Here is a 15327-nt window from a genome sequence, read left to right on the forward strand (position 1 = left end):
TTGCTGTACATGATGATCCGGAGCCGGGTAACTAAAGTCAGGCTCGACGCCCAGGAACGGACGACTCCCGGACGATGAGCTCCGGATCGATTTTTAAGTTGGCTCCGCGCTTCATCGTACCGTCGATCCGCTTCAGCAGCATGTCGGCTGCGGCGATGCCGATCCGGTCTGCCGGCTGGCGTACCGTCGTCAGATACGGATGAAGCTGGGAGGATATGGTCTGGTCGTCATAGCCAACGACGGCTACCTGGCTGGGCACCTGAACGCCCGCTTCCATCAGCGCGTTCACCACGCCGAGGGCGATATTGTCGTCGCCGGCGAAGACCGCTTGCGGAAGCTGCCCTTCCTTCAGCCACCGTACGGCCGTTTCGTAGCCGAACCGGATTTCAAAGTCTCCGTTTACGATTTCAAAGGGGGCAAGCCCCCGTTCTGACAGCGCCTGCATAAATCCGTCGCGTCTCTCCCGGGTGCTTCGGAACATCTCCTGTCCGCACAAATGGGCGATGGACGTATATCCGTTATCGAGCAGATGGCTTGCTGCCGCATAGCCGCCCTTGAAGTTGTCGATCGTCACCGAGAAATTGTCGTTTTCAGGCTTCTGATTGTCGATCAGTACGTATGGAATGCCGCGTTTTTTCAATTCCACGATATAGTTGTCTTCTTCCATGGGGGAGAGCAGAATGAGCCCGTCCACCCGGTCCTCCTGAATCAGGTAATGGCTCTCGTCCGAACCGATGCCCGTCGATACCGAAATGGCCAGGTAGTAGCCGTGAAGCGCTAACACTTCGTTCAACTCTTTGACGACGGCATCGAAGAAGGAATCCTGCAGGGTCGTTACAATAAGGCCGATGATGCCGGTTTTCCCGCGGGCAAGGCTCCGGGCGGCGGCGTTCGGGTGGTATCCCAGTTCTTTGATCGCATCGAGCACTTTCTGTCGATTTTTTTCCCGGACGGTTTCGGCCCCGTTCAACACACGGGATACCGTTACAACGGACAGTCCTGATTTTTTGGCAACGTCAAAAATACTTACTTTCATCTCTCATTTCTCCTTGGGCAGATTTTTCCGAACCTATAAACTTATCCCTAGTATACATGGACGGAAGTCTGTCCGCGAAGCATGGGATGGCATAAACCGGATACCGCCCCGCAGAGGACGGCATCCGATCGCCGATATGCCGTAAAAAGGTATACCGAATTGAATTGAATCGAATATCTACATTATAAAATGATGGCCCGCTCCACCGAGGAGGACATTTTTACGATGGAAGGGGAAATTTCTCTATTTATGTTCCACAAACTTTCCGTTTACCGCTTGATGATCTCCTGCAGCTTCTTCTGAATCGTCGGCATAACCTCTTCCACCGTCTTATGCCCACTTTCGATCGGCTGCATCTCGTTAATGAACATGTCGTTGATTTGCGAGTAGTTTGTGATCAGGTGGTTATAGGACTCGAAACCGTATTTAATGGCGCCTTCGTATACGTTCTTAATATCCTGCGGGTCGACGCCCTCAAAATGTTGGTAATAAGCTTCTGCTGCCTGCGTGTTCACTGGCGGGTTGCCTCCGCTGAGCTCGATGGATTTCTCCTGCACGTCGGCGGTGACCAGATACTTGATCCATTCAAAAGCTTCCTTCGGATGCTTGGAACCTTTCAGGATCATGAGCGGATCGACGTACAGCGTGCTGCGCACCTTGTCGTTGCCGCCCCAAGGCACAGCCGCTACGCCCACTTTGAACGGAAAATCGTTGGCCCCGGCCAGGTTCCACGAACCGCCGACGGACATGCCGATTTTGCCGGCGACGAAGGGATCACCGTTCTGACCGGCGACGCTCTTGCTCCACTCGGTCGTCGGGGAGACCTTCTCTTTGAAAATCAAACCGAACAGCTTGTTATACGCCGCCATCACTTCCGGCGAATCGAAATGGGTAGCGGAAGGAACGCCGCCGTTGGTCCAGGTGTCTTCCGAATAAGGCTCGGCCCCGAAGTAGAGAGGGCGGTTATCGCGCTCAGCCCAGGTAAAGTCCACGCCGTACTGGGTTTTGGCGATGTCGTCCGAAATAACGGTCAGCTTCTTGGCGTCTTCGACCATTTTGTCGAACGTCCAGCTCTTGTCCTCATAATCGCTTGGCGGATAAGGCACCTTCGCCGCGTCGAACATATCCTTGTTGTAGAGCATCAGCGTGACATACATATTGACCGGAATGCCGTAAGTGCGGTCCTTTACCTTGTAGATACTCATCAGGTTGTCCGGAATGCCGTAATCTCCGGCCTTGAAGCCGTCCTCCTGGATGATGTCCGTCAGATCCAGCAGCATATCCTTGTTGTAGTATTCCGCAAATCCACCGTAGCCGTAATGGCTTGTGACGTCCGGGGACTTGCCGCCGGCGATCAGCGTCTGCAGCTTGCTGTCAAACTGCTCGTAAGGCGCTTTTTCGACCTTGACCTTAATATTCGGGTGCTTGGCTTCAAAGTCGGGAATCAGCTTCTCGACGAACGTGCGGTCCTCCGAGTCGATCGTGTAGTGGGTAATCGTCACTGTGCCGCCTTTATCGCCCCCTGCGGAGCTCTCGCCTCCGGAAACCACATCGCCCGCCGATTTGCCGCCGCTGCAGCCGGACAGCGCGGCGGCAACCAGCATTAGCGTCGTCAGAAGAAGGGCAAAACCTGATCTTTTCCTGTTCTTGTTCATGAAACGATACCTCCATTGCCTTCATGTAATGGGTGCTGCTGCTGTCTGAACTTGTTGAAGTAAAAGCCGGCTTGCTAGTCCTGTGGGGAAGGTGCTTGCTGCATGCCGGCTTCGACGGCGCCCCGGTGGGGCTTGAGGATGACTGCCGGGACGACGGGGCTTCCGATAGATCCGTGCCATTACTTGATCCCGGTGAGCACGATGCCCTCGACGAACCGCTTCTGGGCTATGGCGAACAGCGTCACGATCGGCAGCATGGCCAGCACGGAGGCGACCATCAGCAGGTGCCACGGCGGAATCCGGAAGCGGGATGACGTCAGGGATGCCATACCGACCGGCAGCGTGAATTTCTCGGTGGAGCTCAGGTACAGCACCGGCGTCAGCAGATCGTTCCAGCTGTAGATGAAAGCGAAGATCGCTACGGTGGCGAGCGCCGGTCCCGAAAGCGGGAGGGCGATTTGGCGCCACATGCGAAACTCGCTGCAGCCATCGATGCGCCCGGCGTCGAACAGCTCTTCAGGTAGCGTCGAGAAGAATTGGCGCAGCAGGAAGATGTTGTACGCTGAGCCGAAGAACGCCGGGACGATCAGCGGCAGGAACGTGTCGATCCAGTTCAGCTTTGAGAAGAGGATGAACTGGGGAATCATGATGGCCGGGTAGGGCAGCATCATCGTGCTCAGCATGAGCAGGAACCACGTGTTGCTCCCCTTGCCGCGGTATCTGGCAAAGCCGTAGGCCGCGAGCGCTGAGGAGAGCAGCGTTCCGATCACGGTAAGAACTCCGATAATCAGGCTGTTCATGTACATCGTGCCGAAGGAGAGTGTATCGAAAATCTCCTTGTAATTGCTCCACTGCCAGCTTTCCGGCAGAAAGGTCGGCGGAAACTTCAGCATTTCCTTCTTCGACTTCAGCGACGTCGATACCATAAAGAACAGGGGCAGCAGCATCAGAAAGGTGGTAACGACCAGCGCGATAAAGCTGACAATGCCTACGGGGTCAGTGCTGCGCCGCCGCTTGGGGGCGGCGTTGTCCGCGTGCGGGCCGGCGGCCGGAAGGGTACTCATCTAGCGTTTGCCTCCTTCGTAGTGAACGTATCGGTTCGACAGCTTCATCACGAGCGCGGTAAAAAGCATGACGACGACGAGCAGCACCCAGGCCAAGGCGGAGGAATAGCCGGCGCGGTACTCTTTAAAGGCGCTGGTGTACAGGTTGTAGACGTAGAACCAGGTAGAGTAGTTCGGGCCGCCCTGGGTCATGACAAAAGCCTGGGTAAACACCTGGAAGGAATCGATCATGCCCATAATCAGCTGGAACAGCAGTACAGGCGAGATCATCGGCAGGGTGACATGGAGAAAAACTTTGAAGCGTCCCGCCCCGTCCAGCTTGGCGGCTTCCACGAGGCTCGCCGGAACGCCCTGCAGTCCCGCCAGAAAGAGGATCATGCCCGAGCCCGCCGTCCAGAAGGACATAATCATCAAGGCGTATAGAGCCGTGTCCGGGTTCATAAGCCAGGCCGGACCTTTGATGCCGAACCAGGAGAGCATGTAGTTGAACAGCCCGATCTGCGGGTTGAAAATCCAGTACCAGAGCAGCGACATCGCCACGCCGGATACCATGCTCGGGAAATACATCGCGGTCCGGAAAAATCCGCGCAGCGGGATCTTCTGGTTCAGCAGCAGGGCGAATCCAAGGGCCAGCAGCAGCTGGATCGGCACGCTGATGAGCGTATACCTCAGCGTCACGGTGACGGATTTCCAGAACAGATCATTGCCGAACATCTCCGCATAATTGGCCAGGCCGATAAATTGGGGCGGGTGAATGATGTCGTAGTCCGTGAAGCTGTAATAAAGCGAGGACAAGATGGGATACAGGGCAAAAACCAGAAAGCCGATGAGCCAGGGGGAAATAAACAGATACATGTACAGCGTCTGCCGCCTGCTTTCGCGATGGGTCACGGGTGCATCAACCTTTCTCACAAAGTTTATAAAAGTTTAAACGCTTTAACTTATGAGACAAATTAACCCCAAATATTTATCTATAGTAGCGGGGTATAATTTTAAAAGTTAAAGTGCTTTAACTTTTATCTCCTGCCTGTTGCCATTATCATAGTGGATGGTCTGCAAATAATCAATACTAAATTTCAGTATTGTAAGCGTTACCTGTTATAAAAGGTTACATTCGACATGGAAATCTTCATGATTTCAAGTGAAAAATCGGGTTTATGCCGGTTAGCGATGTGATTTTCGGATTGAGAAAAGACATGTTTCACTTTATTAGCCCTGCCCAAGACCACAGTCTCCACTGTTGCGCAGTAAAGTGTTATGAAATATAACATTAATATAACGGGAACATGGACAGCCTTTACATGATCCTGGCGGGGTACGAGGAATCGGGGATGTGCCGATGTTTTGGGCAGATTCCTATAGTCGTTTATAATAATGACAAGGTCTGTCACCGACCCTATTTGTTTCCGATGGTGTGTACCGCCAAATCCAGTAACGGGAGTGCCGACATGTCCAAATCGAAAAGACTGCTCGACCTGATGATGACGATTAACCGGATGCGCCGTTTTAAAGTCAAGGAGCTGGCCGACGAATTCGGGGTGTCCACCCGGACGATCCTAAGGGACCTGCAGGAGCTGAGCGAGCTCGGCGTCCCTTTATATTCGGAAGTGGGGCCGCATGGCGGCTACCAAGTACTGAAGGAACGAATCCTGCCCCCGATCGCCTTTACGGAGGAAGAGGCGGTGGCGATTTTTTTCGCGGTGCACGGTCTCCGGCATTATGTGCATATCCCGTTTGAGACGGAGAGCTCGTCCGCGCTCCAGAAATTCTACCACTACATGCCCGGGGATGTGCGCGACCGGATCGACCGGATGAAGAACCGGGTCGACTTTATTACCCCGTCCAGGCGGGCGGGTGCACCCCATTTGTCCGTGCTGCTGGACGGGGCCGTGAACCAGAAGGTGCTGCGCATCGTTTACGAATCCCGCGGCAGCAGCTCGGTTCGGCAGATCCAGCCGATCGGCATCTATGCCAGCCAGGGACTGTGGTACTGCCCGGCGTACTGCTTCCAGCGGAAGGACTTCCGCCTGTTCCGCTGCGACCGGATTACGGATGCCGCCGAGGATACAACCGGCCTTGAAGCGGCCGACCTCAGCCATGTGCATCTTGGGAATCGGAAGTCATTTCACGGGGAGGACTCGGCGGAGCTTCGCTGCTATGTGGAGCTGACCCCGGAAGGCGTGGAACGGTGCGAGGGAGAATTGTGGCTGGAGTCCAAGCTGCATATCCGTGAGGATGGGACCGGCTGGGTGGACGGGATGATTCCGGAGCATGACCTTTCGTTTTACGCCCAATTTTTTATCGGCTTGGGAACGAATGCGACTGTGAAAGAGCCTCAGGCACTGGTCGGTCTGATCCGCGAAAAACTCGCTGAGCTGCTGTCCCGGTACGAATAATGGTCATTTTTGGGGAAGTAAGGGCTTACCAAAAAAAGAATATTAAATTTTCAGTATTTTTCTGTTAAATGTCATGTATTTTCATGAAAACTGTGCTAACATACCTTTGTTTCAAAGAATACGTTTGAAAGAAAGGTGAATTCTGACTCATGACCGCAACTGTTCAAGAGCCTTCTGCACGGTCAGAAAAACGGCTCAGTCTTGTCCGCCTCACCTGGCCTATATTTCTCGAATTGTTCCTGTTCATGCTGATGGGCAGTGTCGATACATTGATGCTCAGTTCGGTTTCCGACAATGCCGTCTCCGGCGTCGGCGCCGCCAACCAAATTATATCCATCGCCATCCTCGTGCTGGAGGTGATCGGCAGCGGGGCGGCGATCGTGGTGGCCCAGTACCTGGGCTCCAAAAAGCTCAGCGACGCGGCGCAGGTGACCGGAAATGCAATCACGCTGAACCTGGCCGTAGGGGTGCTCCTAAGCGTTATTTTTCTCGCCTTCGGCGGAATGATGCTGCGCCTGCTTAACGTCACCGGGGAAATTTACGGGTATGCCCAGTCCTATATCCAGATCGTTGGAGGCGGCATTTTCCTGCAGGCACTCATTAACGCCCTTGCCGCAACGATCCGGACCCACGGGTTCACCAAAGAAACGATGGTCGTGTCGCTTCTGATGAACATCATTCACGTGGCAGGGAACTACGCGCTGATCTTCGGGCATTTCGGCCTTCCGGCGCTGGGCGTACAGGGGGCGGCCATCTCGACGGTATTCAGCCGCCTGGTCTGCCTGCTGATCTTCTTCTGGCTGCTGTACCGGGTCATGGAAGTGCACGTGGAATGGCGTTATTACATCCGTCTGTCGAAGAAATTTGTGCTTAAAATTTTGAATGTCGGCATTCCGTCGGCTCTGGAAAGCATCGTATACCAAATGTGCCAGCTGACCTTCACGCTGTACGTCACCTACCTCGGGGCAGAAGCGATGGCCACCCGGCAGTATGCCGTGAACATCTCGATGTACATCTATTTGTTCAGCATGGCGATCGGCATGGGCACGGCCATTATGGTCGGCCATTACGTCGGTGAAAGACGCAACCAGGACGCCTACACCCGGGTGTTCCAGAGCGTGAAGTGGGCGCTGGCCGCGACAATCGTCATCGACTTGATCATTATTCTGTTCCGCGTTCCGCTGATGGGCTTATTTACGGACGATGCACTCATCATCAAAATGGGGGCGCAGGTCATCCTGCTCAGCATCGTGCTGGAGACCGGCCGCACCGTCAACATCGTCATCATCAACTCGCTGCGCGCTTCGGGGGACGCCAAGTTCCCGGTCTACATGGGGCTATTGTCTATGGTATGCATGTCTCTGCCGCTGGGATACTTCCTCATATTCAAGCTTCACATGGGTCTTGCCGGCGTGTGGCTCGCCATTGCCGCGGACGAATGGGCCCGTGCCGTCATCATGTATTTCCGCTGGCGGAGCCGGGCGTGGGAGAAGCATGCGCTGATCGAACCGCAGGACGGACCGGAGGCCGTGCCGGCAACAGTGCCGACAACCGGTTAACCGGGAGGTTAAGGAAACTGGATATAACGGGAGATCGGCGCAGGCAGGTTGCGCGCTCCCGGTAATCACGATATAATGTACCTGATGCAGTTACAGCTGAGTGACTGCTTTTCTTTTGACTCTTACTGTGATGGAAAAAGTATCAGTTTACCAACCAAAGAACATCACCCGAAAAGGAGAGGTTTGCATATGAAAATCGAAGTATGGTCGGACTTTGCCTGTCCGTTCTGCTATATCGGCAAGCGCCGTTTTGAGGCTGCCCTCGAGCCGTTCGCACACAAGGATGAAGTCGAGGTTGTGTTCCGCAGCTTCGAGCTGGACCCGGGCGCACCGAAAGACAACGATAAAGACATTCACAGCATCCTGGCCTCCAAGTACGGCATGAGCTGGGAGCAGGCCAAGGCGGCCAACGACAATATGACTGAGCAGGCCAAGACGGTGGGGCTCACGTACAATTTCGATACGCTGGTCCCGACCAATACGTTTGACGCGCATCGTCTGACGCAGTGGGCCGGAGAGTTCGGCAAGAAGTATGAGATGACGGAACGGCTGTTCAAGGCGTACTTCACCGATTCGGAACATTTGGGAGACCGTGCAGTATTGGCGCGCTTGGCCGGCGAAATCGGGCTGGACGCCTCTGCGGCAGCCTCCATGCTGGAGAGCGATGCTTACACGAACGATGTCCGCAAGGACGAGGGAGATGCGGGACGACTCGGCATCAACGGCGTGCCATTCTTCGTCATCAACCAGAAATACGGCATTTCCGGCGCCCAGCCGACACAGGTGTTTGCCGAAGCGCTGGACAATATCTGGAAAGAAGAGCATCCGCTGACGCTGCTGGGGAACAGTGCTGACGGGGATGACCTCTCTTGCACGGACGGCTCCTGCCAGGTGCCGACGGATAAAAAGGCGTAAACACTGCGTTTGCCGCAAGTCGCCCGAAATTGAATAAAGGCTGCTAGCTGAAGAAAGGCTGCTTACAACCGGGCTTGCGAGCAATCCGGGAGGCAGCCTTTTTGGCTGTATATTTTATTAAGGATTTTTTACATGAGGATACGGTTAGACCGGTTAATAGACCGTTTTGGTCAGCTGCTTGAACAGCTGGAAGCCGATCTCGTCCACATGCCGTTTCTGCGGCCTCATCATGGACAGCATTTTCATCGCAAAGCTGCCGTTGTTGGACAGCACGACGACCGCCGTGTTTTTTTCCATGTGAAAGCCCAGGAAGCTGCTTGAGCCGTACGTACCGCCGTTATGCCAGTGAATCCGGTCGTGGTAGATGCCGGTTTTGACCATCCATCCGAGGCTGACGTCCTCGCCGCGTCGTACCCGGTGGCGGGGTTTCTGCCCGTCGCGAAGCGCGGCCGTGATTGGGGCGGAGCCCATGCCGACGTTCGCTTTGGCAAATTGGAGCAGATCATGCGCCGTGGAACGCAAGCCTCCCGCGCCGGCGAGAACGCCCAGATCCCAATGGGGAACCGGCTTGCCGTTGGCCGTATACACCGGGAGGAGACGGGACTGCTGCTCATCGTTCAGTTCAAAGAGCGTGTCCTCCATAAATAACGGTCCGCAGATCTCTTCCCGCATAAGCTGTTCCAGACTCCGGCCGGTGCAGCGGCTCAAGATAAGCCCAAGCAGGCCTACGCCCAAATTGGAATACTCGAAGCTTCCGCTCGACGAAGGTCTGGTTTTCAGCAGGTCCTGCAGCAGATGCTGCTCGGTGTAGTTTTGGTACGGGTTCATTTTGTCGGTGACGGTCTGCTTGAGACCGGCCGGCAGCCGTGGAAGTCCGGAGGTATGCGTGGCGAGCTGTTCCAGCGTGATGGCGCCGACTTTGGCGTTAGAGGCGATTTCAGGTATGTATTGGCCTACGGTATCCTTGAGCTGCAGTTTGCCCTGACGCTGCAGGATACACAGAAGTGAGGTCGTGAAAACTTTCGTTACGGATGCGATTTCATAGATGGCTGATGCGTAATCGAAGCCCGGAGGTTGTCCCCAGCCGGTGTAAAAATGGTCCCCGTTCTCCAAAATGCCGATGGTGACGCTCAGCGGGTTTCTTTCCCCGTAATGCTCCTGCACCAGGTAGTTGGCTTCTTCAATGATTTCATGGTCAGGAATGATCATGCGCTTATGGCACCTCCTATCTTAATTAGACGCCATGACCCCCTTACAGGTTTCGCTAGAAGGTTTACCAATTAGAGGATTACCCCTTTTTAGCGTGCGTGACGCGCAAATTCTAGAATCAAACGGCGGTTTTTATCGAAAAAATGCAGAAAATCTCCAAAAAACTAACATTTTTGGCTGGACTGACCGATATGGGAGGTAGGGTCTTTTTTTGTTTCTACTCAAAATAAGGGAATTGGAGGGAATTTACATTGCGAATCAGATTAAAAAGGGTACTGGTCATGTCCCTGGTTATGGTGCTGTGCATGGCCTATGCCGGAACGACCTGGGCCGCCACGGCGGATTTGACCAAGCTGGTTTTGTCCAAAAATGAGCTTACCCTTGAAATCGGCGATACGGCGAAAGTAACCGCGACGGGTGTATATTCGGATAATTCAACGGCAGATTTGACGGTAAAGGCGAGCTGGAGCAGCTCGAACAACGTAGTTGCCACCATATATAACGGTACCGTAACCGCTAAGAGCGAAGGTACGACAACGGTAACAGCCGTATTCGGGGACGTATCCGAATCGGTGTCGGTGACTGTAACGAAGAAGGTCAAGGCGCTTACGAAAGATGTGCAGAGCCTGGATTTGAAGCTGGGGGACAAGCCCCAGATCAAGCTGACCGCAACCTATACAGACAACAATACGGAGGAAGTTTCCGGCAAAGCGGACTGGTCGACGGATAACGCCAGCGTGGCGACGGTCGTGAACGGAACGGTGACGCCGGTGGGTCCGGGTACGGCTACGCTGACGGCGGTGTACGGCAAGCAGACCGTAACGATTCCGGTGAGCGTAGAAGTGGTGAAGCGGCTCGATGCGGACCCTGCGCAGGTGTCCATGCTGCTGAGCGAGAAGACACCGGTGCAAGTGACGCTGAAAGCGACTTATCCGGACGGCACAACCAAGGATAATGTTGCGGCCGACGCTGAATGGACGTCGAGCAACGAAGGCGTGGCGGACGTCATCAAGGGGCAGATTACTCCTTACGGTCCGGGAACCGCGACGATTACGGCGAAGTACGGTACGAAAACGGCAACGATTCAGGTCGATGTCGACAAGACGATCCGCCTGAAAGCGGACAAGCAGGATATTTTCCTTCATGCAGGGGACTCCACCACACAGCCGATCAAGGTTGAAGCGGTGTATCCGGACAAGGATCCGGTGGATATTACAGGAGACGCTGTATGGTCTTCCAGCGACGAGAAGGTCGCTTATGTAAACAAAGGCGTTATCACGGCCATCGCGCCGGGTGCAGTGATCATTACCGCCAAATACGGGGACAAGAGCGTGGCCATTAATGTCGACGTTGACGTGCCGCGCCACCTCGATCTGGTCGAGAAGGTTGCACTGAGCCTGACAGGTGAGAAGACGAAGCAGCTGGACCTGATCGCTACCTATGCGAATGGGGAAACCGAGAAGGTTCAGAGCAAAGCCGTGTGGAAATCCAGCAATGAGGACGTCGTTTTTGTCAGCGGCGGGAATTTGACGGCTTTTAAAAAAGGGGAATCCAAAGTCAGCGCCACCTATGGCGGAGTGACGGTAACGACATCGGTAGCAGTCGACATGCCGCTCAGCATCTCGCTGCCGGTGAAGAAGCTGTCCCTGAAGGTGGACGCCACCTACCAGGCGAGCATCGTGCTGGATTACGGTGCGGACCGTCCGGCCGAGACGATCTCGTCCAAGGACAAGGTGGAATGGAGCACAAACAAAAAGGAAATTGCCGACATCGATGAAAATGGACTCATCACGGGCGTGGCGACAGGCACCGCGACGATTACGGCCAAATACGAAGGCAAATCGTACACGATGACTGTGGAAGTCGGATTGGTCAGCGACCTGAAAGCGTCGGATACGATCGTGATTATGTCCGCCGGTGACAAGAAGCAGTTGACCTTGACCGCGAAGGATGCGACGGGTACGGTGGTGGACGTGACCAAGGAAGCGTCCTGGAAGTCGAGCAGCTCCACGGTTGCCGGGGTAGACAATAATGGCCTGGTATCCGGTCTGAAGAGCGGGAAAGCCAACATTACCGCTGAGTACGGCGGACAGAAAGTAACGATCCCGGTGGAAGTCGACGTCATCTCCGCCATTGAGGCGAGCGAGACCGCAGTATCGCTGAAGACGGTAGGCAAAGCCAAGGATAAAACGGCCACCGTCAAGCTGGAAGTGACGTTCAGCGACGGCAGCACCAAGGATGTGACATCCAAGGCGGAATGGAAAACCGGAAACTATAAAGTAGCGTCGGTTAACGACGGTGTCATTACCGCTGCTGCTTACGGCAAAACGACCGTGACGGCCAAGTACGGCAACAAGACGGTCCGGATTCCGGTCGAAGTGGATACGCTGAAATATTTGCAGACTGACAAGGTGAGCGTGACGCTGAACGTCGGCGACAAGCTGACGCTGGCGGCCACGGCGACGTACATGGACGGAACCGATGTGGACGTCTCCAAGCCGGCCCTTTGGAAGTCTTCCAAAATTTTGACGGCCACGGTGAAGGACGGCCAGATCACGGCTAACGGCAAAGGCAAAGCGACGATCACGGTCAGCTTCGGCGGCAAATCGACCAAGGTGGTCGTGACGGTGCAATAGACATAATCGGATCAAAGCGATCCGAATATGAAGAATCACCCATAGTCCATGTGACTGTGGGTGATTCTTTTTTGCTTGCGCAAGCTGCAGGAGCAATGGCGAGTGGGAAGCACGATCAGCGTGACAGATGCTCGGCCAGATAGCGGCCTGTATATGAGGCCTGAACGGCCGCCACATCTTCCGGCGTACCCTGCGCGACCAACTGCCCTCCGGCATCCCCGCCTTCGGGTCCGAAATCGGCGATCCAGTCGGATGCGGCGATCAGATCGAGATGGTGCTCGATCACCATGACCGTGTTGCCGGCGTCCACGAGCCGGTTCAACAGACGGCACAGATGCCGGACATCACTGGGATGAAGCCCGGTCGTGGGCTCATCCAGCAAGTACAAGGTATGCCCTCTGGCTTTTTTGCCAAGCTCCTTCGCCAGCTTGATCCGCTGGGCTTCTCCGCCCGACAGCGTCGTCGTGGGCTGCCCCAGCTGCAGGTAGCCGAGCCCCACTTCACCCAGCAGGTTCAGCATGTCGGTTATTACAGGCTCCTCAAAGAGGGCGGCATTCTCCAGGACGGTCAGGTTCAGAATGTCCGAAATGCTAAAGCCCTTGTACTGAACAGCAAGCACATTCTCTTTGAACCGTTTTCCCAGGCAAACGGGGCAGCGCACCTCCACATCCGGCAGAAAGTGCATATCCAGCTGCAGGGTGCCCATGCCGCGGCATTTCTCGCACCGGCCGCCCGGCGTGTTAAAGGAGAAGTGCTTGGGACACAGCCGTTGTTTCCGGGCCTCGGGCAGCTCCGCGAATAAGCTGCGGATCGGGGTAAACAGGTCGGTGTAGGTCGCGATATTGGATCGCGAAATTTTCCCGACCGGGGCTTGGTCGACGGCGATGACCTTGTCGATAAGCTCCAGGCCGGTGATGCGTTCATATTGGCCTGGCATATCGCCGGACAAACGAAGATGGGATTTTGCCGCAGGCTCGAGGATATCGAACAGAAGGGTGGATTTGCCCGAACCTGAAACCCCCGTCACTGTAATCAGGCATCCGAGCGGAAAGCTGACGGTCAGCTGCTTCAGGTTATGGGCGGAAGCCTGCTCGATCGTAAGCTTGCTGCCGCTGCCCGCTCTCCGCGTAACCGGAGGGTGGGCGATGTCCACCTCCCGCAAATACCGCCCGGTAGCGGATCCGGGGATTGCTTTCAACTGTTCGAGCGTTCCGGTGCCGACGACGGTCCCGCCTTCTTTTCCGGAGCCGGGGCCAATCTCGATCAGATGGTCCGCAGCCTTCATTACCTCGGTGTCATGTTCGATGACCAGCACGGTATTTCCCAAATCGCGGAGCCGCTTCAGCACCCGGATCAGCTTGTGGGTATCCCGCGGATGGAGACCGGCCGTTGGCTCGTCCAGTACGTACAATACGCCAGTGAGGCCCGATCCGAGCAGCGAAGCGAGCCTGAGCCGCTGGGCTTCCCCGCCGGACAACGTGCTCGCCTTCCGGTCCAGAGACAAATATTCGAGCCCGACATCGATCAGCCGCTGGATACGGTCCGCCAACCCGTTGAAAATAGGCTCCCATATAGCCAGGCTTTCGCCTGGAAGCTCCTGTTTCAACTGCTTGAGCCAAGCATAGAGCGGGAGAAGGGTATAAGAAGCCGCCTCGATGATAGTCGTACCCCTAATGGTAACAAGCCGGCCCTCTCTCCCCAATCTCGATCCCTGGCAATCGGGGCAGATCTGCTTCATAAAATACGGATCCCATTTTTTAGAGCCCGATTCTTCCGGGTCTCCGTCATGTTCCCTGTACTTGCGCAGCAAATGGGTGATCAAGCCTTCAAAATTGCCCTTCCCCACAGTTTTGGGGGGCTTAACGCCGGGGAAGTGGCGCTGGAACTGCTCACTGGCTGCGCCGTAGAGCAGCATGTCGCGTGCGATCGCGCCATAATCGCGGATGGGCAGGTGCGGCTCGTACGGGAAGCCGTAATGTTTAGATGCCGCTAACAGAACGTCGGCATAGTATTCGCGAACCCAGCCGTCCCAGAGCGTTACGCCTCCTTCCAAGATACTGCGGTCTTCCTGCAAAAGCCGGTCCACGGCTATATCGGTTACGATACCGATCCCCGTGCAGGTCGCGCAGGCTCCTTCAGGCTTGTTGAAGGAGAAGTGGGCCATCGTCAGCTTTGGAATCGAGGCATGGCAGTGCGGGCAGGGCATATGCTTAGGCTCTTCAATCGCATCTTCCGATGGTTCAAGAACTTCTTCGGACACCGCTGGACTGTCTTCGAAGACGGGGTGAATGCTTTGACCGCAAGCTGGACATACCCGCACGCCAAGCTTGGCGTACAGCACGCGCAGGTACGTATAGATCTCCGTAACGGTCCCGACGGTGGACCGGGGGTTTCTGTTGGTCACATGCTGGCTGACGCTGATGGAAGGGGACAGGCCGCGGATGGAATCCACCCGTGGTTTGCTGATGAAATCCGTCACCATACCCATGGACTCCATGTACTGCCGTTGGCATTCCTTTTGCAGCGTATCCATCGCGAGCGACGATTTGCCCGACCCGGACAAGCCCGTCAGTACGACCAGCCTGCGTTTGGGAATGCGGAGCGAAATATTCTTCAGATTATGCTCTCGGGCCCCTTCGATTTCGATATATTCATCCACGAATCCATCCCTCTCTTTCATTTTGTGATAAGGTACCTTGGATGGTTTTAGAATAATTCATATATACGACAAAAGATGACGTAATTGAAGGGATGGCATAGTAAAAAAGGCCTCACGCCGAAGCGGAAGCCTTTTTAATGTTCACGGACGTTCCTAATAACTATGCTGGAACGATTCATGCACGATATTCTTTTTGAA

10 protein-coding genes are annotated in these 15327 nt (G+C 55.1%); 4 read left to right on the top strand and 6 right to left on the bottom strand.

Features of this window, described 5'->3' with window-relative positions; translation table 11 throughout:
* Nucleotides 1-37 precede the first annotated feature (37 nt).
* The 4 genes from KI379_RS21935 to KI379_RS21950 form a co-directional block, all read right to left on the bottom strand.
* Entirely contained in the window at nt 38-1036 is a 999-nt protein-coding gene (locus KI379_RS21935; RefSeq protein ID WP_212984913.1) for a LacI family DNA-binding transcriptional regulator, read from the bottom strand.
* A 269-nt stretch (nt 1037-1305) separates the two neighbouring features.
* A complete protein-coding gene (locus KI379_RS21940) occupies nt 1306-2691 on the bottom strand; it encodes an ABC transporter substrate-binding protein (RefSeq protein WP_076173015.1) in 1386 nt (461 codons plus the stop codon).
* Between the two features lie 179 nt (nt 2692-2870).
* Nucleotides 2871-3755 carry a carbohydrate ABC transporter permease gene (locus KI379_RS21945; RefSeq protein WP_089549270.1) on the bottom strand — a complete coding sequence of 295 codons (885 nt, stop codon included), beginning with the start codon at nt 3753-3755 and terminating at the stop codon, nt 2871-2873.
* Nucleotides 3756-4646, bottom strand: coding sequence for a carbohydrate ABC transporter permease (locus KI379_RS21950; RefSeq protein WP_240913327.1), 891 nt, complete (start codon nt 4644-4646; stop codon nt 3756-3758).
* Nucleotides 4647-5203: 557 nt separating this feature from the next.
* Between KI379_RS21950 and KI379_RS21955 the strand changes: the two genes are divergently transcribed.
* The 3 genes from KI379_RS21955 to KI379_RS21965 all read left to right on the top strand — a co-directional run bounded on the left by KI379_RS21955 (nt 5204) and on the right by KI379_RS21965 (nt 8625).
* Nucleotides 5204-6151, top strand: coding sequence for a helix-turn-helix transcriptional regulator (locus KI379_RS21955; RefSeq protein ID WP_076173012.1), 948 nt, complete (start codon nt 5204-5206; stop codon nt 6149-6151).
* Nucleotides 6152-6300: 149 nt separating this feature from the next.
* Nucleotides 6301-7710, top strand: a complete 1410-nt coding sequence (locus tag KI379_RS21960; RefSeq protein ID WP_089549268.1) for an MATE family efflux transporter — start codon at nt 6301-6303, stop codon at nt 7708-7710.
* A gap of 189 nt (nt 7711-7899) precedes the next feature.
* On the top strand, nt 7900-8625 hold the full coding sequence (locus KI379_RS21965; protein WP_089549267.1) for a DsbA family oxidoreductase: 726 nt from the start codon (nt 7900-7902) through the stop codon (nt 8623-8625).
* 153 nt (nt 8626-8778) lie between these two features.
* Here the strand turns inward: KI379_RS21965 and KI379_RS21970 are convergent, their stop codons facing one another.
* Nucleotides 8779-9834, bottom strand: a complete 1056-nt coding sequence (locus KI379_RS21970; RefSeq protein ID WP_212984914.1) for a serine hydrolase domain-containing protein — start codon at nt 9832-9834, stop codon at nt 8779-8781.
* A 251-nt stretch (nt 9835-10085) separates the two neighbouring features.
* On the opposite strand from KI379_RS21970, the gene KI379_RS21975 reads away from it, so the two are divergent.
* Nucleotides 10086-12470 carry an Ig-like domain-containing protein gene (locus tag KI379_RS21975; protein WP_244879401.1) on the top strand — a complete coding sequence of 795 codons (2385 nt, stop codon included), beginning with the start codon at nt 10086-10088 and terminating at the stop codon, nt 12468-12470.
* Between the two features lie 115 nt (nt 12471-12585).
* Here KI379_RS21975 and uvrA read toward each other — a convergent pair whose 3' ends face one another.
* Complete coding sequence (gene uvrA / locus KI379_RS21980; RefSeq protein WP_212984915.1) at nt 12586-15129, bottom strand: excinuclease ABC subunit UvrA; 2544 nt, start codon at nt 15127-15129, stop codon at nt 12586-12588.
* Nucleotides 15130-15327 lie beyond the last annotated feature (198 nt).

The organism is Paenibacillus cineris (genome assembly GCF_018333335.1).
Taxonomy (GTDB): domain Bacteria; phylum Bacillota; class Bacilli; order Paenibacillales; family Paenibacillaceae; genus Paenibacillus_AQ; species Paenibacillus_AQ favisporus.